This window comes from Levilactobacillus sp. FUA 3915 (genome assembly GCF_044053135.1).
Taxonomy (GTDB): domain Bacteria; phylum Bacillota; class Bacilli; order Lactobacillales; family Lactobacillaceae; genus Levilactobacillus; species Levilactobacillus lanxiensis.
The window spans coordinates 1,125,451-1,145,789 of record NZ_CP168704.1 but is presented as its reverse complement, the minus strand read 5'-3'; the positions used below and the strand labels follow the sequence as shown (position 1 = coordinate 1,145,789).

Sequence of the window (20,339 nt, the reverse complement as noted above, 5' to 3'; positions counted from 1 at the left end):
ACCTTTTGGTGTATAATTAACGCAGAGGAAGTTATCTGTACTAAAGGGAAATCAGGGGAAAGCACATGACAAAAAAATTCAGGGGAATCAGCGGCGTTATGCTGGGCCTGGTTGCTGGGGGCTTGCTCTTCAGTCAGGTACCGCAAAACAGCTCAACTGTGACGGATTCGGTTGTTCAACCAACGTCTGGCCAAACTGCAGTGCAACTCGACACAACGGGTAAGGGGCACGTTGCGGTCAAGACGCAGACAACGACTAGTCAAGCGGGGAAGACCGTTAGCCGTCAAACGACGACTGTCTCACAAGGCCATCGGCAACAGGACATGAATAAATAAAAAAGTTTATCGGTAAAATAACGGTTTCTTAACCAGAATATACAAAAGGGCCAACCTACGGCGACGCGGGTTCGCTCTTTTTTTTGCCAATTATTCATAAAATATACAAAGAAATGAATGTTTATAAAAGAATTGACATTTAAAATGGATGATGATAGATTTAGTATCAATCAAGAAGACGTTGCCCAGAAGAGTAGCCCTTCACCGTTTGTTCAGCGAGTCCGGGTCGATGTAAGCCGGATCAAACGGTCGGGGTGAAGCGCATCTGGAGGTCGGCGCGGTGAATCAAGTAGCCGTGCCTGGGTCGTGCCCATTACCGCACGGGTGTGAAATGCACCATGAGAGATAAAACAAGGTGGTACCGCGAATCGTTCGCCCTTGTTAGCCAGAGATGGTTAACGAGGACGGGCGATTTTTTTGTTCAGGCAAACAAGATGAGGGGTCGATTATATGAAGAAATTAATGGGATTAGGTTTTGGGTTATTGGCAGTCGCAGCGTTGGCCGGGTGTGGGTCAACCAAGGCGCAAACGAGTGCGGATAAGGCAGATAAGGCGTTGAGCGTCACCATGGTTGGGAATCCCGCCACGGCCGACCCCGCCATTTCGGGTGACAGTAACAGTTCCAGTTTGATTGCGCAGACTGAAGAAGGTCTGTACACGTTGGATAAGAACGGTAAGGTCATCGCCGGGATTGCTGAAAAAGTAGTTAAGCCCACGAAAAATGGCACCGTTTATACGTTTAAGATCAAAAAGGCTGCCAAATGGGCAAACGGTGATCCGGTGACGGCACAAGACTTCGTAACCTCTTTTGATTGGCAGGTCAATCCGAAGTCCAAGTCGCAGGTAGCCAACAAGCTCAAATACTTAGAGAATTATGATGCCGTTCAGGCCGGAAAAAAATCTCCATCTGCGTTGGGCGTGAAGGCCCTGGACAAGAGCACGTTACAATTGACGCTGTCCAAGCCACAACCCTGGTTGCCAGATATCCTAGCCACGGCGGCGTACCCTATGAAGACGAGTCTCTTCAATAAATATGGCAGTAAGTACGGGACCAGCGCTGAGAAGACGCTCTCCGAAGGGCCTTACAAGTTGGTTGGCTGGAGTGGTGCGGCTGACAGCTGGTCTTACGTGAAGAACCCGCATTACTGGAATGCCAAGAACGTAAAAATTTCCAAGGTCAACGTGCAAGTTGTGAAGGATCCGGGCACGTCAGCTAGCCTGTTCAAGTCTGGCAAGGTTCAAGAAACCGTGCTTTCCGGGCAATACATCAAGCAAAATGCTAATAACCCAGAAATGAATACGACGCTGAACAGTTCCATGCGGTTCCTGGAATTTAATGATAAAAAGACGGTGACGCACAACACCAAGGTACGTCAAGCCTTCTCCTACGTGGTCGACCGGAACGCCCTGACCAAGAATGTGCTGCAAGATGGTTCCGCCGCTGCTAAGAGCCTGATTCCTTCCGGTGATGGGAATGACCCAACCACGGGCAAGGACTTCTCCGAAGATGTGGGTAACCTCTTGAGTTACAACCCTAAGAAAGCTACTGAATTGTGGAACCAAGCGAAGAAGGAACTCGGCATCAAGAAGGCCAATTTGGAACTCCTGACCGCCGACACGGATGAACAAAAGCACGTGGCCCAATACCTGCAACAACAGGCGCAGAAGTACATGCCCGGCCTGAGCATCACCATCAAGTCGATGCCATTGGCCCAACAGATTGCTAAGGGTGCGGCCGGTAACTTTGATATCGACCTCGACGGGTGGACCACGGATTGGCGGGACCCAGCCGACTTCTTACAAATGGCTGATGGAACCAGCTCCGTGAACTTTACCAAATGGGATAACACCCACTTCAGCAATTTAATGAAGCAAGTCGACGATACGGCCAGCCACACCACGCAACAACGGTGGGACCTGTTGAAGCAAGCCGACACCTACGTGACCAAGCAAGCCGGCTTAGTTCCGCTGTACCAACAAGCCAAGGCGCACCTGGTTTCCAAGTCCGTTGGCGGGTTGAAGTACACCATGATGAGCGACGCGCAATACAAGTACGCTTACTGGAAATAACGGTATGGGCTAAACTGGTTTCTAGCAGCGCCTCCGGACTGGTGAAAATGGGCCGTGACGCTGCGGGCGCGCGCCTGGAGCCAAAGGGCGGTCTCCAGACTTACTTTGAGCCGGAGAGCACGTCTCAAAGATAGCAGTTGCCTAAGCGGGTCCCCCGCCAAGGCAACTCCCACGGCTGAGCCCATTTTCACCAGCCCTGCGGCTGACATGGGTTTAGCCCCGTGATTCCGTGAGTAATGGCCAGTAGTGGATTACGGTTAACCGTGTTCTGTTCCATTATATTCGGCCAGAAGGCGAAGGATAATACCGATTTAAACAAACTAATCAGTGAGTGCTTGCCCCGTGAGACAGGGCTCACCGACTAACCTCAAATTTTCGACCTCTAGAAAAGCAGTCGCTCCGCACTTTAGCGGACCGGCTGCTTTTTGTTTTACCGAAAGGGTGGCGTTCACTGATTAAACTGTCGTATGATGAGTGGCAAGAACTATTCCACCGCTTAACTTTGGGGAGACGCAATTGGCGTGAAGTTGGGGGTGGTGGGTAGTCATTGTCGGAGGAGGTACGGGGATGCATTTTCACAAATTATTTATGGACCAAGTTGCACAGACGGTGGATCTATTCGAAATATTTTTGTTCTTATTGGTACCTGTCTTCCTGGTCAAGGGGGCCGTTGATCTGGTGACGCTAGGAGAACTGTTCTGGGTCGATTACGGCCGGTTCTTCCTGGAGGCTATTGCAGGCTTCATCGGGTTGTTCGCGGTGATCGACCTGATTGAGGCCGGACTGCGGTACTTCCATCGCGAGTAGATTTTTTACATAAAAAGCCGTCGTCTCAAGCCTTATGCTGGGGACGACGGTTTTGCTGCCTAATGCAGCATATCTTCGGTATAAATGGTGTGATCTGAGACGTGTTCAAACAGCTCGTGACCATTGCTGGTGTGGGTATCGACGAACATTCCCTGTCCATCATTAATGACGTAATAATTGCCAGCCGCGTTCTTGGCTAGCATAACCACAACTTCTTCACCCTGATGGAGCACTTCGCTGTCGGTAACGGCCATCTTCGTGGTCCCACCCTGGGTAAAGGTGATGGACTTGCCGCTGAGGCCTTTGAAATGTTCATCGATCTTGAGTGTTTGGGTGGTGTAGTAGTTCTTGGGGGCCTTGTGGTGGGCGACACTTTTGGTAATGGTACCCTCCACGATGGTGCCGGCGTCCTTACGAATCGCTTCAACCCCGTAGATACCATTGGAGTAATCCTTGAGGTGGTCGACGGTCAGCGTGGGCTTGGCAGATGAAGCCAGCACCTTTTTCGTACTGAGGGGGGTCGTGTAGACCTTCTTGGCACCGCGGATATCGACGTTGCGCAGGGGATGCACCCGATTGGCCGGATTCATCACACTGATGGAGCCGGACTGATTGTGGCTCAACCCCAGCGCGTGGCCCATTTCGTGAATGGCAACGTTAGTGCGTTGTTTCTTATTGTATTTGTATTTTTTTAGAACGGTGCGGTTGAGGTACATGGCCGCGCCGGTCTGGTGACCGGTCTTGTCATAGGACATGCCGTTGTAAGCCATCCCGGTAGCGTTGGTCCAGATACCGGAATTCTTGGCAACGGTCGTGGTAAACGTGCGTGACTTTTTATTCTTGGTGGCCGACCATTTGAAGGCCTTAGAGTTATTCCAGGACTTCCGGGCAGCCGTCCAGATGGACCGGTAGTAGGCACTGGTCGATTTATTGTAATAGGAAGCCTTCTTAGCGACGTAGCGGTACTTATTCGCCGGCGTAGGGTTCTTGGTGGCTGCACTCGCAGAAACGCCGCCAAGGAGCGCTAAGCAGGTCGTTAGCAGGATGACTGATTTTTGCAAACGAAACGACTCCTCTCCAAATTAGCTGGGGATGGAACCAGTCACTAAAATGCCTTGTTACTAAACTGTCCAACCCGCTTATTACCTAAGCTTAGTCCCGTAGTCAGCGCTTGTCCAGACTGAATTAGGGGATGATGGCTGGCAAAAATTGTGATGCAGTATCGTGTAGGTTGTTCCCGGCGCTTTGGCCCGCCTCTGGTCACTAACATTAAGCTTGTGGTCCAAAGTTCTGTCTGCTGTACGCAGATATTTCTCGCTGAGGCATGGCATCATGCGATTCAGCGGGTGAGTAATTGGCTAATTTTTGATGTGTTTCTCCCTATATGTAGACTAGATAAAATTCAGCCCATGGTAACGCTCCTCATGTTTCCAGGCGGCGACGAGGTCTTGGGCGATGAAGAAGTAGTCGGCGGCGGTCATGTTGGGGCGAATTTCGTGTAATTTTTGGGCGACGTCTTGCGTGGACAGGGACTCCTGACCGAAAGCATGATCAAATAAGTAGGTATCTAGGACTTGCAATTGGGAATCAGTGAAGTGAAAATTCAGGAGTATCAGAGCGCTGGGCTTGATTTTGGTCTTGGCGCAGATGGCGTTCAGGACCTCTAGCAACAAAAATTCGTGAGTCAGTGTGGCATCGTTCATATGTGGTCTCCCCTTTGTCTTGTTAGAATACGGGAAAGCGTCGACAATAGCTAGTGAATTGTCTTATAAATAAACTTGATAAAATATTTAGTATGCGTCATTAAATGATTTGTCAAAAAAAACCGCCAATCAGGTGTGATTGGCGGCGTGAATTCATCTTTAATGGGAAACGCGGAAATTGTGGTACAGGTGCGGCATGATATGTTTGTCAGATGCCGCAATGATGATCCCGTTGAAGAGGATGGAGTAAAGCGTCCCCACGTTCACGGAGTAAATCTGCCGGGTGAACGCGTAGCAGACCGCAATCATGATGATCGGTGGAATGAAGTCGACGAACTGTGACGCCGTTGCCCGACCACCCAGGTACATGAAACGCAGGATATTGGAGGTGTCATCGTTGGGATGCATAATCAGATTGGCCCGCTGGTAGATGGAAATCGAGCAGGCAAAGATGGTGACCCCTAAGATGCTCAGCAGCATGCGCCAAGCTAAGTTCAGGTCGGGAATTCCCCATTTGGTAAACATCGCCACAAATAAATCAATGAAGTAGCTGAAACAGGAAATGAAGACAACCTCACCAACAAATCGGGGGATATCGACCTGATGAATCAGAAATTGGTTCAACAAGGCACTGCAGGTTCCGACAATCAGGAGGATGACCCCCACGTTGCCGTGAATCCAATAGGCGATGTTGACGGCCGCCGCAGTCCAAATCCCACTACCGGCATTGGCGGCGACACTCAGGGCGTTTCCAAAGGCGTTCAGGACCAGCCCGATGATGAGGGCGACGACGCGATAAGACATGTGATTCTTCTTCTGTTGCTGTTGCAAAACGACTCACCTCGACATAGTTTCCGTAGCGTTTCCTCCTATAGATAGCGGCGCGAGAAAAAGCCAGGTGGCGTTATGCATAGATATTAAATGTAGCGGATATTTATTACCTAGTTATACAAAAAAATCAGCAACCACGAAGTTAACCTCGTGAAAGCTGATTAGTAAGTGATGGGCAGTCAGGGGATCGAACCCTGGACCCACGGATTAAGAGTCCGTTGCTCTGCCAGCTGAGCTAACTGCCCATGTGATTGATTTGTTGCTGTTGTATGTCTTCCATATCAACGAGAACTATCATATCATGCGGGTGCAGGGTGCGCAACCCCTTTTCCGAAAAAAGTTGATTTTTATTCAAAAAAACTGGGTATTTTATCAAACGTGAGGAAAACTTATCCCCGGTTTAATGCGGATTATAGGTATTTTTATTTCGCGAAAAAGTTTTTTGAATTTTTTGGCATTTTTTTCGAAATTGCGGTAAATCCGGGGCAAGTAAGTCGGTTTACGTGGCAAAAAAAGTTGAAATTTTTTTAGTTTTTTTTGAAAAAGGCTGCTTTTTGCGAAAATTGCCGTGTTTTTGACTGAAATCAATCAAAATCACGGCAGTCAGAACTTTAGAAATTTGGTAGTAGTTGATGTCGTTATCGGCGGCAACATAAAAATCAGTCGCTTGACGAAGATGACAGATTGGTCGGAAACGATTTTTCAACTGCACAGCAATTAGGTTAGCTGAGAGAGCCAACGAACCGACCGATTATTTTAGCCGATGATCATAAAAACGCTCCGGGTTATCCCACCCAAGTCTGTCGTTAAAGCAGATGAATCGCCGACTAACCCGTAATCGATTTGACCTGAAATTGTAAAGAACCTCTTACTTGGCCGGCATGGGACGGGGCTTTCAATTGTTTTTCATGAACTTTATTGACAAAATGCAATATTATGTCAATAAAAATAGTGTATTTCCCGGGAAATACAAAGTTAAAACCACCTTAAATCCTTGATACACTAGGACTGAAAGAAACTTCATGATGTGTTATAATTCAGATAGCGTTGCTCTCAACGACACCGGAACCTTATCGGGTCGGACAACGCCCCTTAAAAACACCAGGCGTTCAACAAAGGGACGCCGATATTCCTTGACTTTAAACGATGAAAAAACTGAAAAGAAACTGCTGTGGCCCCATTGTCGGTGGTATTTTGACACCCAACGGCTGGCCTGCCGGTAATCCTGCAATTACCGGATCGCTCGTATTTCCCTTAAGGAGGAAATTTTTACTATGCCTAAGAAAATTCTCGTTGTCGATGATGAAAAACCAATTACTGATATTATGAAGTTTAATTTGGAAAAAGAAGGTTACGAAGTGGACGTCGCCTACGATGGCGAAGCCGCTGTCCAACAGGTCGAAGAGGGGAACCCTGACCTGGTTATTTTGGATTTGATGTTACCTAAGCTCGATGGCTTGGAAGTTGCCAAGTCTATCCGGAAAAAGCATGATATGCCAATCATCATGGTCACGGCCAAGGATTCCGAACTGGACAAGGTCGTGGGTCTGGAAGTTGGGGCCGATGATTACGTCACGAAGCCATTCTCTAACCGGGAATTGGTGGCACGGGTCAAGGCTAACCTGCGGCGGCAAAGTGCTGCGGCACACGCCCAACCCGAAGAACCCGAGAACCAAGACATTGAGATCGGTGATTTAACCATTCATCCCGAAGCCTACTCTGTTTCTAAGCGCGGCGCTAACATTGATCTGACGCACCGTGAGTTTGAATTGCTCCACTACCTGGCCCAACACATCGGCCAAGTCATGACCCGGGAACACTTGCTACAAACGGTCTGGGGCTACGATTACTTCGGTGATGTGCGGACCGTAGACGTCACGGTTCGGCGGCTCCGTGAAAAGATTGAAGATGCCCCTAGCCACCCAACTTGGCTGGTCACACGGCGGGGTGTCGGGTACTACCTGCGCAACCCAGATTCCGACCAAGCCTAGCGGTAACGCTAAATCTCGCATTGAGGAGTATGTGACTTCGTGAATAGTAAAATAAAATTTTTCCAGTCGATTCATTTTAAAATCGCGCTGGTCTTCGCGCTACTCCTACTTTTAACGCTGGAGATCGTTGGCGCTGTGTTTGTCCGTCAGTTGGAACGCCAGAACTTAAACACGTTCAAGGCCCAACAGGTGGTGCAGACCTACATTGTCAATCGACTGTCTGACGAGTTGACCACGACGAATGCCACCAAGAGTGACAAACAGATCAAGTCGACGCTGTCAGAAATCAACAACACCAATAACGCTCAGATTCGGGTCATCGATAACAAGGGGACCATCCGTGGGACCAATGAAGTCGATAACCAAGGAATCGTGGGCCAGAAAACCACTGATAATAACATTAAGAATGCCATCTACAACAACCGTGACGTGGTGCGGACGACCTATAATTCACAGAATAATAGTCGGTACTATACCACCATTACGCGGTTGATTCGGACCCAGGGAAATAACAGCGAGTTAGTCGGGGTTATTTACATGCGGTCCAGTCTGGACTCGGTCTATCAAAATATCAATCAAATCACGCTGATCTACGTATCGGCAACGTTTGTGGCGATTATTTTGGGGCTGGTCATGGCGATAATTATTTCCCGGGCTATAACCCGGCCAATCGATGAAATGAAGAAACAAACGTTGCGGATCGCTCGAGGGGACTACTCTGGCCACGTGCACGTGTATGGGAACGATGAACTGGGCCAACTGGCCAGTGCCGTCAATAACCTGTCCGTGCGGGTGGAAGAGGCCCAAGAGTCTACCGAGTCCGAACGGCGGCGACTCGACTCCGTCATGGCCCATATGACCGATGGGGTTATTGCCACTGATCGGCGTGGTAACGTGACCATCATTAACGAGACGGCTAGCAGCTTCCTCGACCACGACCCCGATGATGCCGTGGGTAAATCCATCTTGGACTTACTGGATATTCGTGACGACTATACGTTGCGCGAACTGCTAGAAGATCCCGATGATTTAGTCTTGGATTTTTCGACTAAAGAACATGATTTGATTCTGCAAGCCTACTTCTCTTTGATTCAACGGGAGTCTGGCTTCATTTCCGGATTAGTTTGTGTGCTCCACGATGTCACCGAACAACAGAAAATCGATCAGGACCGGAAGGAATTCGTTTCCAACGTGTCCCATGAGTTGCGGACACCGTTAACCTCCGTGCGGGCCTACATCGAGTCCCTGTCCGAAGGGGCTTGGAAGGATCCCGAGGTGGCGCCTCGTTTCTTGAAGGTCACCCAGGAAGAAACCGACCGGATGATTCGGATGATCAACGACCTGTTGACGCTGTCACGGATGGATTCCGGGACCCAAAAGGTCGACCTGGAAATGGTCAACTTAAACGAACTATTTAACTATGTGCTCGACCGCTTTGACATGATGTTGAAGCAGGATGATAAGCCCGAAAAGACCTACACCATCAAGCGTGACTTCACTAAGCGGGACCTCTGGGTCGAAATCGACACGGACCGCTTCACGCAGGTGCTGGACAATCTGATGAACAACGCCATCAAGTACTCACCTGATGGTGGGATTGTCACGGCCCGCCTGCTGGAGACGCACAATAACGTGATTTTAAGCGTTTCTGACCAAGGACTCGGGATTCCACGGGCAGATATTCCGCGGATCTTTGACCGGTTCTACCGGGTAGATAAGGCCCGTTCACGAGCACAAGGCGGAACGGGACTGGGTCTCGCGATTTCCAAGGAAGTCGTCCAAATGCTGGGCGGTCGAATCTGGGTCGACAGTCGCGAAGGCCGTGGGTCCACGTTCTACATTTCCTTGCCTTACAAGCCGTACGATGAGGAGGATCTCTGGGATGAAGATAACTAAAGCATTTCTACCACTGGGATTGACCTTAGCCGTGGCAGTCAGTGTGACGTTATCCGCCATGATTTGGACGAATCCCGCGCAGTATGAGCGTAGCCGCCAGCGTAGTTCCAATACGCCGACGACCGAGCTGAATACCCGGCCACAGAAGGATATTTACCTGCCGACCGAGGTGGTGTACACCAACGGTAGTGGCAAGCAAGAACTGCTGAACAACCGGAAAGTTAACCTGACCACGGAGATTCGCGAGGCCCTGACTAAATGGAACCTGGGGAGTATCCGCCGGGTACAACCGGGTTCGCGTTCAGCGTACATGCATTATTTAACCACTAAGAGTAGTTTACTGATGTCCTATTCGGCACCGGTCAATATTAAAATGTTTAATACGATTTTTGGCAGTAAGTTGGCCCGAACCTCCGCGGAATTTTCCCGGATCATGGTGCCGCTAAACGATGCCAAACACCTGTATTTGCTGGACGACAAGGATCAAGAAGTCTATCGGATCAGCGTGCGCAAGAGTGATCTCGCCGCGCTACAGAAGATTTTAAAGGAAAACTTGTTCCGCATCGACGTCCAGATGAAATGGTTCACCAAGTCGGCGATTCCGTACGTCACGAATAGTGTGACGGTTCAGTCGTATAGCTATTTGGTCAACCAACAGTCGACGGATTACTTTACCACCCGCTTGCTTAATAAGGGGGAGTCGACCAACGTTTCGGCTAAGAAGAATAAGGATAATACGATTTATAGCGACGGGGCCTCGCGCCAGCTGACCGTTTACAACAAGAGCGGGACGGCGTTGTACGAGGACTACAGTGCGCTACAATCGTCGTTCAACTTCAGCCAGGCGCTTAGTGCCAGCTATAGCGCGGTCAAGTCCATCGGGATTCCCATGGAAAACCTGCGTTATTACGGCTACAATTCTGGGAAGTCGACCGTGACCTACCGGAGCTTCGTTGAAGGGTTCCCCATTTTTAACCAGAGTAACTACGGGGCGGCGCGGATTCAGATGTTAGCGCAGGGCGTTCGGCGGTACAATTTCTCACTGTACAGCCTGCAAGTACCTGTGCCTAACGATAAGAAAGCCGAGTCACTGCCTAGCACGCAAAGCGTCATTGACCGACTGGTAGCGGCCGGGTATAGTAAGAAGAAAATGGCGACGTTGCAGTTGGGCTACCAGTGGTTGGCCTCGTCCTCATCGGATAAGGTCGTCAATTTGACGCCAACCTGGTACGTGTTCTACAACGGAAGCTGGAAAACTTACGACCAGATGCTAAAGCAGTCATAAACCGGTCAAAAAAGGAGGGCGGTCCGGCATGGATTTTCGCCGCATCGAGTGGTTATTCTTAGTCGCGTTCATTGTTATTGATATCTTCTTGTTCGCCGCCTTTCAGCGCGATACGTCCGGGGAGACCGATACCACGTCCAGCCGCTCGGCCGATAGTGACACGACGATCATTAAGGAAATGCGCTCTGACGATATCACGTTTGACACGCCATCGAAGAAGAGTGGCGAGGGTTACTACATTTCCACGACCAACGACGACAGCATCAAGAGTAGCCTGACCAGTTTGAGCGATCAGACCGTGCGTTACGAAACGGACGGGACGATTGCCTCGACGTTTAAGACGGCCGTCACCGGCGTTGACCCCAAGCATCCGGATAAAACGCTAGATACCGTGGTCAATAATGGCGCGCTCATTTTAAACGGCACGAATTACTTCTATAACAAACAGTTGTCGAGCCGGAACACGGTGGTCTACACGCAACACGTGACGGACGGTCAGATTTATTCGCGCTACGGGGAAATCCGATTCAGCCTGACCAATGACGGCCAGGTGACCGGCTACACCCAAGGGTATCTGACGGACGTCGCGACCTTGCGGGAAAAGACCGAGACCATTTCGGAACGCAAGGCGCTGATCTGGTTGTACCAGTACAATCAGATTGCCAACAACACCAAGATTGTCTGGACCAAGCTGGCGTACACGCGCTACTTCACGTTGAAGAATAGTAGCGTCTACATCCCAACCTGGGTCATCGCGGTCAAGGCCAACAGTGGCAACAACGCCGGCGTCCTCCAGCTGAAGCACGTCAACGCGTTCACCGGGGCCATTCTGACCAACGATAGCAACGTGAAGACAGTCAGCGGGACCTCGACCACCAGCAACTAAGCCACGTTAACTGAAAAATGACGAAAGGCGGCCGCGAGCCGCCTTTTTTGCTGGGGTGAAATTTTTTGCGACGGTCGCTCCCGGCGGTGGAGCCAGGTGCCCTGCTAGTGGGGAACGGCTCCAGCCTGGGAAGCGGTCTTCCGCCTCGCTTTTAAGCCTGGAAGCCCGCCAGTCTCAAAAGTCGTCCCATGGCCTAAGCTGAGAAAATCGCTCAGCTAAAGCCATCGACACAGCTGGCCACCTGGCCCCGCCTCTGGTCGCTGTTGATGGTGGAAAATTTTCTTGATAACACGCTGGCATACGGTGGCGTGTTATCTTACGTGCGTTGTTAATCGGGATTACACCCCAAGAATTGTCGACGAGGATGGAAAAATGGTAAAACACTGGTTGTGGGTTAACCCAGTCTAAGCCGCAGGGTGGGTGAAAATGAGCTCAGCCGTGGGAGTTATCTTAGCGACGGGCTTTGCCGCTTAGATAACTGCTATCTTTGAGACTCGGGTTTAGAGGCTCAAAGTAAGTTCGGAGACCGCCCTGTGGCTCGGACGGGCGCCCACCGCGTCACGGCTCAATTTAGAATGTATAAGATAAGTTTGGTTGCGTAATAAAATACGAGTTGGAGAATTAATGGGTTACCGGAATGTAAGCCGTGAGGGCGGCAAAAATAGGCTCAGCCAGGGGATTCTCTAAGTGATTTTCTTAGAGAATGGTGACTTTGAAACGCGGGCTTTGCGGTTCAAAGCAAGGCCGAAGACCGCACCACAGGCTCCGGGCGTCCTCCCCTTGGCGTTCCAGCCTATTTTTGCCGCCCGGTAAGGCGCATGGCATTCCGGTATAACCCAATTAATATTAGTTACAAGGAAGCTGAAATGCGGTATGATTACGGTATTGAATTTTAAGGAGAGGTCGAATTGAATTTGCGAACGGATACAGCAGTAGCAGATGACCTGCGCATCAGCATTTTATCTAGTGGTAGCACGGGTAATGTGGCCTACGTGGAGAGCCCCAACGAACGCATCATGATTGATGCCGGGTTGAGCGGCAAGAAAATTGAAAAGTTGATGGGCGATATCAACCGGAACATGAACGACGTGAACGCGTTGCTGGTCACCCATGAACACTCGGATCACCGTCAGGCCGTGGGCATTTTGGCGCGGCGGTACGAGCAGCTGAACGTGTACGCCAACAAGGGGACTTGGGACGCCATGGATAGTAAAATTGGCAAGGTCGAGTTGGCCCAAAAGCATTTATTTGCGCCGGATACGGTCCAAACGTTCGGGGACATTGACGTGGAGAGTTTCTCCGTGTCCCATGATGCCGCCGAACCCCAATTTTACGCGATTCACTACCACGGGAAGACGTTTGTCATTTTGACGGACACCGGCTACGTTTCCGAACACGTGGAAGGCGTGATCAAGGACGCCGACGCCTACTTGCTGGAGTGTAACCATGACGTGGAAATGTTGCGGATGGGCGAGTACTCGTGGCCACTGAAGCAGCGAATCCTGGGCGACAAGGGTCACTTGTCAAACGAAGAGGGCGCTGACGCGTTGATGGACGTGCTGGGTAACCGGACCAAAAAAATCTACCTCGGCCATCGGAGCCTGCACAACAACATGCAGTCGCTGTGTCACCTGACCGTGGCCTCCATGATGGAAAACCGTGATTTCGGCGTCGGCCATGACTTCCAGCTGATTGATACCAATCCGGAAGAAGCCACCCCGCTGGTTGCGTTGTAAGGGAAATTGGTGAGTGGCGGATTGTTGGTTGGGGTTAATTGAATCGAGTAAGAATAACTAGACAGATTAACAGAGAGACTACGCAATGTCACAATCTGCGTAAGGTCGAGCAAACCAATCAATAATGCGTAGAACAAAACCAACAACCAAACAAGTAACCACCTAATTTACCAAACAACGACGAACCAGGGCTAAGCCAGTGTTAGCCGCAGGGCGGGTGCAAATGGGCTTAGCCGTGGGAGTTCCCTTAGCGACGGTCTTTGCCGCTTAGGGAACTGCTATCTTTGAGACTCGGGTTTAGAGGCTCAAAGTAAGTTCGGAGACCGCTCTGTGGCTCCGGACGGGCGCCCACCGCGTTCCGGTCCCATTTGCACCCGCCCGGAGGCGACTTAACAGCGCTTAACCCAGGTTCATCGTAAGATTTGGTAAACTTTAGGACTTCAGCACCGAATCATCGAAAAAAATTCATACTCACTCGTTAAGATGAATATAATTAAAAAACGACGGCCAGAGCGTCAAAGTCCCTGGCCGATAAATGAGGAGGGTTCGCGCGTTAGCGCAATGTGATGGATAACAATAACAACAATAATCAATTTGAAAATAATGATCAAAACCAAGCAACTCCAACGCCCACTCCGGAACCGCGGAAACGGCAACGGGGCGGCCTGACCTTGACCAAGGTGGCCGTGACGGCACTGGTCGCCGGGCTGTTAGGTGGGGGTGCCGCTTACGGCGGAATCACTTACCTGAATAATAGTGGCATCAATGATACCGCGGTGCCAGCCGGCAGTAATAAGAGCGGCAACGCGTCGACGTCTAACGTGACGGTCAACGTGTCTAGCCAGTCTACCAAGGCCTTTAACCAGGTCAAGGGGGCCATGGTCTCCGTGATCAATTTGCAAAAGCAAAACAGCAGTAGCAGTACGCTAGGTCAACTTTTTGGCGCCGAATCTTCTAGCTCGAATTCCAAGTCGAAATCCGAACTGGAAGAAGCGTCCGAAGGGTCCGGGGTAGTTTACAAGAAGGACGGCAATACCGCCTACATCGTGACGAACAATCACGTGGTGTCCGGGTCTTCCGCTCTGCGTGTGGTGACCAGCTCAGGTAAGCAGCTGCAGGCAAAATTAGTCGGGAAGGATTCCGTCACCGACTTGGCCGTCTTGAAGGTCAACGGGTCTGATTTGAAGACCGTCGCTTCCTTTGGGAATTCCGATAAGATCAAGGTTGGCGAGACCGCCTTGGCAATCGGGTCACCGCTGGGCAGCCAGTACGCCACGTCGTTAACGGAAGGGATCATTTCCGCTAAGAAACGGACGATTGAAACCACGAACTCATCGGGTACCCAGACCGGGAACGCCACGGTTATCCAAACGGATGCCGCGATTAACCCGGGGAACTCGGGTGGTGCGCTGATCAATGTTGGCGGCCAGGTCGTCGGGATTACCTCTTCCAAGATTGCCAGCGATGCTGAAGGGACTAGTGTTGAGGGGATGGGCTTTGCCATTCCATCAAACGAAGTTGTCAACATCATCAATCAATTGGTCAAGAAGGGGAAAGTTGTGCGGCCAGCGTTAGGGATTACCTACGTGGACCTCGCCAACGTTTCCAGCGCCCAACAGAAGTCGATCCTGAAGCTGCCATCTAGTGTGGAGAGCGGGGTCGTTGTGATGAGCGCCAGCGCCGGGTCACCAGCGAAGAAGGCTGGTTTGGCCAAGTACGACGTGATCACGGCCATGGGCGGTCACCAGATTTCTGACCAGTCCACGTTGCGTGACATCCTCTACAAGTACAAGTTGAACGATACTGTCTCGATGACGTACTACCACAATGGCAAGAAGAAGACGGCCAACGTCAAATTGACCGAGACGTCTTCCCAGTTGAGCTCCTCAACGTCAGCCAACTCAGAAAGCTAATTGAATCTGAAATGAAAGCGACCACCGGAATTTTCTGGTGGTCGCTTTTTGTAATGATAACAAAATTAATGAAAAACCGAAGTTTCCGACTGGCTTGGGGGAAATGAAAACGTGTCCGCCGGTCGGGAGCCCGAACGAAATAGGCGGAACGCCGGGAGGTAATTCAGGGGCAAAAATAAGCCTGTGGACAACTGTGGATAACTTGGGGGATAAATGGCATAATAGAACAGTGGAAAAGTTATGAACAGGGCCAGACCGGCAATGGAACCGGTGCAAAAGTTATCCACAGGCTGAGTGGGAGGCTGTGGATAGAAAAAGTTTTTCGCCCTTTTATAGGTGACAAACCCAGCAGCCATGTAGTTTGTAAGCGGATAGCCCGAACGGACGTTTTGTCTTAAAACGGTGGATAACTTATTTGATATTGACTTTTTAACAAAAAATAAATATGGGGGGTCACCAAGCAGAACCCCCCAATATCTAGGAAAATAGGTTGTGCACCTGTGGATAACTTTGTGGACAACCTGTGTACAGGAGGCTAATTATGAACATCAAATTTGTCGTTGTTGGTAAACTCAAGGAAAAGTATTTTAAACAGGGAATAGCGGAATACGCGAAGCGGTTGTCGCGATTCTGTAAATTTTCAATCGTCGAGGTGCCCGATGAAAAGGCGCCAGAAAGTATGTCCCAAGCGGAGATGGACCAGGTCATGGCCGCGGAGGGGGAGCGCATCCTGAGTAAAATCAAGGACCGCGAATACGTCTACGCGCTGGCCATCCTGGGCAAGGAACGCTCGTCGGAGGAGTTTGCCAAAGAACTGAAGGATTTGACCACCTACGGCCACTCAGACATCACGTTCGTCATCGGGGGTTCACTGGGCCTCACGCCGGCCGTCCTGAAGCGCGCCAATACTCAAATTTCATTTGGCCGGTTCACGTTGCCCCACCAGTTGATGCGGTTGGTGTTGACGGAGCAGGTTTACCGGGCGTTTATGATTAATGAAGGGAGTCCGTATCATAAGTGATGCGGTTTTTTTGGAGAAGTTGATACACAAAAGGCTACTCGTTATGAGTAGCCTTTTGTGCCTAATAAAGGGTAGAGTTCCTTTTTGTATCTAATGGATTATTCTTGTGAATAATCAGCGTTAACGATGATTTTTGTAGTATAGTAATCTTAAAAGTTTTTTTTATGAGGTGACTTCAAAGATGTCATTAGACAACATCCAACCAAAAGTAGATTCCCCAGTAACTAATCGGCAATTAATTCCAACGGATAATCAGTTAATTCATGATATTTTAGTGAATCAATTAAAAATTACTTACATTGATGAGATTACAACGCAGATTTTAGCACAGCTTCAAACCTTTAAAGGAATCGGATTTGCCAAAATTCAATTAGTGAATAGTTGGTTAGACCCCAATTTTGCGGCCAAAAGTGTTCCAGATATGATACCTATAGAAACAGACATAAATCAATCAACTTATTATCCCGAAATTTTGTTACCTACTTTGGCTGAAAAATTAAAAATAGTTACCGATGTGACTGCGCCACTCGCTGGTTTGTCGGATAACGATTATCAAGTGAAACTTTTTTTGAAGCAATTGGGAATTACAGGGAGCACTAGTAAAGATTTAGTATGGGCTTGGTCCTTAGAAGTTTCCCACTATGAAGAATGGAAAACAATCCATGCCGGCGAGAAATTCGTTATTGATCAACTGCAAACCCGATTAGACTTACTAGGATTACGGCTACCAGCCAATACTACAGAATTAATTGTTGATTCTGACGTACGTACCGGTCCGGGCGAAATCCTCAATGAAGTTCTATATCGCCTTGAAACGGTAGCTGATCGATTTACACGGTTTGACGCAGCTTTCCAAAGGGCCATAGATCATAGCAAACACTGGGCAGATATCATTAGATTGGATAAGCTTCTGAACTCCCCAACATTAAATGAAATTGGTCAACAATTAGGATTAACACGTGAACGAGTTCGTCAAATTAAAACACGAATTAATGGTGCTCGAGACTGGTGGTCCCAAATCTATCAGATTCAAGAGGTTATCGCGCTAACAGCCATTATCCCCGATAGAGCCGTTCTTTGGCAAGATTTATCAGCAGATATTCAAGCTAGAATAGACGTTCTTGAAATTCCTAAAATTACAATAGGAAGGTTACCAATACTTGTCATGCCTAATCTTGAAAATGAAATCCGTCAACAATTAACTCGATTAGATTGGCAACTAGTTGATACGACTGAGACATTTTCCACTAAGCGATTGGCTATTTTTAGAGAACTACTTCCTAACTATGACCTTCAATCGGATAATTTGATACGTGATATTCAAAGTGAGTATGATTATCCTTATTTTCTCGGAGATACTTTATGCAGACGGAAAATGACGGATACAACCTATCTCCTGAAACTAGCTACAGACAATCCTAATATGGTTTTTAATTGTGACACGTCAGGAATTAGCCAACTAAAAACGATTTTTCAGCAACAATTTCATCATGATTTATTCCAACATCCTGTGAAGAATGAGTCCCGTGCCCTTACGAGTAAATTTTTACGACTAGTCGATACAAACGAGTTAACTTATCTAGGAAACAATCAGTTCAGATTAGCTAACCATCGAAAACTATCCCCGACCTTGTGTGATCGAGTTGCGTCTACATTGAATGCGAGACTGAAAGACGTCCCCGAGGTGTCACTTAATAGTTTGTATCAACAGTTTAAACATGAGGCCGACTACGCTAATATTGAAAACCGTTATGAATTTTACTATGAACTTCGTTATTTTCTAAGCGGTGAGTTTACATTTGGGCATGCAAATACAATGAGTATTCGTAAGGACGGCGCTGTTATAACTTCCATTCAGGAAAGCCTACAACAGTACTTAACCAACAATGGTGGTTATGCTCGAGTAGAAGAGGTTTGTCAGGCATTCGGCTGGCCAGATTATACCGTGAATCAAACTGTTTTCTTTTGTCCAACTGTAAATATTCATGATAATTGGGTCTTACAACAGGACTTCGTATTACCGCAAAGTCTACAGATTTACTTGCAAGGTTTAATTACTCAGCAAACCAACCAGCATCCAGAATATCTTCTCACTAATGAAATTAAAAAACAGCTTTTAGAGGATCCTATCTGGAAACAACGTCTTTTAGAAGCAACTTCCCATTTACCATTCGCAGAAAAATATTTAACAAACACCAATTACTTTGCAGACATTGTTGTTTGGCTGGATCCTCGTTGGAAGGGACACGCTTTTGTAAAATATCAAAATGATAATTTTGATCATGCTCAATTATTAGCAGATTCTTTCCAACAACAAGTTCTATCGCGATCAATAATTAGCACATTTTATCATGATCTTGGATATAAAGATTCCTCCATTTACGATATCATTCGTCGCTTACAAGATCGTAATCGATTAATAGCGGTTGGTAATAATAACCTCGTGTTAGCTTCCCGCTTATCCTCCCTTTTAGATCGTTCAGAAGTAACCGAAGCTGTAAATCGATTTTTAGGCAAACAGTTACCTTTTTCGCAACCAGATGCCTACGTATCTTTAGTAGATCAATCTACTCTACCATCAAATTTACCGCACTTAACTGGGTTGGAATGGACGCCTGAGCTAATAAGCTACATTGCAACCCAAGATTCGTATTATCGTAAACTGGAGTGGCAAGGACCGGATAATGTTGTCTTACCAATAGACCCCATGATTATGGTGCGTAGAAATAGTTCAATCACTTCTATAACAGCACTAACCCGGATGCTTATGAGTCATTATCAAGGTGAGTGGAACGTATCAGGAGTAGTCAATTATCTGAAAAGCTGCCAGATTTTAATTAATCCTAAGGGAACCCAGATTCCAGAAGTTTTGTCAGACGTTTTGTATATCGATGATTATAAAATGGTTCATCCTAAAAGATTAAAGGTTGAAAGCACCAAAACTGACCATAAATCCTGATGTTAGAGGTCTGTGACTAAAGGTTGAAAGTACTCAAATAGGCTTCAGCCCTTGAGATACTTGAACTGGAGCACCTAAAATTAAATTTTATACTTCATTGAGCCTAACCAAGCAACCTGACCAGGTTGTTTGGTTAGGCTTTTATGAATTCATCGAAAATCGTGTTCAATATCGATGGCGAATTTTATTTATGGAGATATATTTAAAAATAATGACAAACACTACACGTTATATTAGCAATGAATTGGCCCTATTTTGTGTAATGGCTCATAGGAACATAGAAAAATGAGAACGATATTATAGCAGAAGTAGCAGTGACAAGTCCTGTAAGTTTCAAACTTGAGAGGACAGTAAAGTTCAACAAAGCAAAGACTCATCGGTGTGAGTTAAGAATTACGTGGAAGCAGCCAGCCAAGAGATTAGCTATGGTCATCACTAATTTCCGGGTAGTAGTGATGAAGTAGTCGTGGATTTGACAACAAAGCTTTGACCGCTCACATCACCGCGCTGTCCCCAGCTAAATACCGCTCAAGCTTATGATCAATCACTTTCAGCTGTTCCTGCTTATCAGCGATTGCAGCGACGACTTGCTTACGCTGTTCGCGCATTAATTCAATTCGTTGCGGTAAGCTGCTATCGCCTTCACGGACTAAGGCGGTGTAGTGTTGCAATTCAACAATCGACATGCCAGCTTCTCGCAAATAATGCAAATTAGTTATCCAGTGTAGGTCTTCATCATTAAAGATTCGTTGATTGTTTTCATTGCGCTTTTCTGGTGGTAATAAGCCACACTCTAAGTAATACCGGACTGTTCGAATAGTAACATTAGCGGCTTTCGCAAACGCACCGATCCGCATCAATTTATTATTAGCCATTTCGACTTGACCTCCCGTTACGTTAGGCTGA

The 20,339-nt window shown here is 48.1% G+C and carries 16 protein-coding genes and 1 tRNA gene; 11 read left to right on the top strand and 6 right to left on the bottom strand.

Annotation, left to right across the window (positions count from 1 at the left end):
- Positions 1–65: 65 nt before the first annotated feature.
- The 3 genes from ACEPST_RS05540 to ACEPST_RS05530 all read left to right on the top strand — a co-directional run bounded on the left by ACEPST_RS05540 (position 66) and on the right by ACEPST_RS05530 (position 3,212).
- Positions 66–335: a hypothetical protein gene (locus ACEPST_RS05540; protein ID WP_203646547.1), complete on the top strand. Its 270-nt coding sequence runs from the start codon at positions 66–68 to the stop codon at positions 333–335.
- A gap of 450 nt (positions 336–785) precedes the next feature.
- Entirely contained in the window at positions 786–2,405 is a 1,620-nt protein-coding gene (locus tag ACEPST_RS05535) for a peptide ABC transporter substrate-binding protein (protein ID WP_204120621.1), read from the top strand.
- 567 nt (positions 2,406–2,972) lie between these two features.
- Positions 2,973–3,212 carry a hypothetical protein gene (locus tag ACEPST_RS05530; protein WP_203646543.1) on the top strand — a complete coding sequence of 80 codons (240 nt, stop codon included), beginning with the start codon at positions 2,973–2,975 and terminating at the stop codon, positions 3,210–3,212.
- Positions 3,213–3,271: 59 nt separating this feature from the next.
- On the opposite strand, the gene ACEPST_RS05525 is transcribed toward ACEPST_RS05530, so the two are convergent.
- The 5 genes from ACEPST_RS05525 to ACEPST_RS05505 all read right to left on the bottom strand — a co-directional run bounded on the left by ACEPST_RS05525 (position 3,272) and on the right by ACEPST_RS05505 (position 6,485).
- Entirely contained in the window at positions 3,272–4,273 is a 1,002-nt protein-coding gene (locus ACEPST_RS05525; protein WP_239064473.1) for a matrixin family metalloprotease, read from the bottom strand.
- Positions 4,274–4,603: 330 nt separating this feature from the next.
- Entirely contained in the window at positions 4,604–4,915 is a 312-nt protein-coding gene (locus ACEPST_RS05520) for a hypothetical protein (protein WP_204120620.1), read from the bottom strand.
- Between the two features lie 159 nt (positions 4,916–5,074).
- The gene (locus ACEPST_RS05515) at positions 5,075–5,746 is read right to left on the bottom strand and encodes a hypothetical protein (protein WP_395390564.1); all 672 of its coding nucleotides are present in this window, start codon (positions 5,744–5,746) and stop codon (positions 5,075–5,077) included.
- Between the two features lie 172 nt (positions 5,747–5,918).
- Positions 5,919–5,991 (bottom strand) — tRNA-Lys (locus tag ACEPST_RS05510).
- Positions 5,992–6,245: 254 nt separating this feature from the next.
- Positions 6,246–6,485 carry a hypothetical protein gene (locus ACEPST_RS05505; protein WP_395390563.1) on the bottom strand — a complete coding sequence of 80 codons (240 nt, stop codon included), beginning with the start codon at positions 6,483–6,485 and terminating at the stop codon, positions 6,246–6,248.
- A 535-nt stretch (positions 6,486–7,020) separates the two neighbouring features.
- On the opposite strand from ACEPST_RS05505, the gene yycF reads away from it, so the two are divergent.
- The 8 genes from yycF to ACEPST_RS05465 all read left to right on the top strand — a co-directional run bounded on the left by yycF (position 7,021) and on the right by ACEPST_RS05465 (position 19,433).
- Positions 7,021–7,737 carry a response regulator YycF gene (yycF, locus tag ACEPST_RS05500; protein WP_125764968.1) on the top strand — a complete coding sequence of 239 codons (717 nt, stop codon included), beginning with the start codon at positions 7,021–7,023 and terminating at the stop codon, positions 7,735–7,737.
- Between the two features lie 39 nt (positions 7,738–7,776).
- Complete coding sequence (walK, locus tag ACEPST_RS05495) at positions 7,777–9,633, top strand: cell wall metabolism sensor histidine kinase WalK (protein WP_204120619.1); 1,857 nt, start codon at positions 7,777–7,779, stop codon at positions 9,631–9,633.
- Positions 9,620–10,918 (top strand): YycH family regulatory protein, encoded by a 1,299-nt coding sequence (locus ACEPST_RS05490; protein ID WP_204120618.1) that lies wholly within the window; start codon positions 9,620–9,622, stop codon positions 10,916–10,918. The genes walK and ACEPST_RS05490 overlap by 14 nt, the downstream gene beginning before the upstream one ends.
- 28 nt (positions 10,919–10,946) lie before the next feature.
- A complete protein-coding gene (locus ACEPST_RS05485; RefSeq protein ID WP_125764975.1) occupies positions 10,947–11,804 on the top strand; it encodes a two-component system regulatory protein YycI in 858 nt (285 codons plus the stop codon).
- Between the two features lie 908 nt (positions 11,805–12,712).
- Complete coding sequence (locus tag ACEPST_RS05480) at positions 12,713–13,540, top strand: MBL fold metallo-hydrolase (RefSeq protein WP_125764977.1); 828 nt, start codon at positions 12,713–12,715, stop codon at positions 13,538–13,540.
- A 566-nt stretch (positions 13,541–14,106) separates the two neighbouring features.
- Positions 14,107–15,453 carry a S1C family serine protease gene (locus ACEPST_RS05475; RefSeq protein ID WP_204120617.1) on the top strand — a complete coding sequence of 449 codons (1,347 nt, stop codon included), beginning with the start codon at positions 14,107–14,109 and terminating at the stop codon, positions 15,451–15,453.
- A gap of 541 nt (positions 15,454–15,994) precedes the next feature.
- Positions 15,995–16,474 (top strand): 23S rRNA (pseudouridine(1915)-N(3))-methyltransferase RlmH, encoded by a 480-nt coding sequence (rlmH, locus tag ACEPST_RS05470; protein ID WP_057878196.1) that lies wholly within the window; start codon positions 15,995–15,997, stop codon positions 16,472–16,474.
- Between the two features lie 181 nt (positions 16,475–16,655).
- Positions 16,656–19,433 (top strand): sigma factor-like helix-turn-helix DNA-binding protein, encoded by a 2,778-nt coding sequence (locus ACEPST_RS05465; protein ID WP_204120616.1) that lies wholly within the window; start codon positions 16,656–16,658, stop codon positions 19,431–19,433.
- A gap of 494 nt (positions 19,434–19,927) precedes the next feature.
- On the opposite strand, the gene ACEPST_RS05460 is transcribed toward ACEPST_RS05465, so the two are convergent.
- Positions 19,928–20,308: a MerR family transcriptional regulator gene (locus ACEPST_RS05460; RefSeq protein WP_204120615.1), complete on the bottom strand. Its 381-nt coding sequence runs from the start codon at positions 20,306–20,308 to the stop codon at positions 19,928–19,930.
- Positions 20,309–20,339 lie beyond the last annotated feature (31 nt).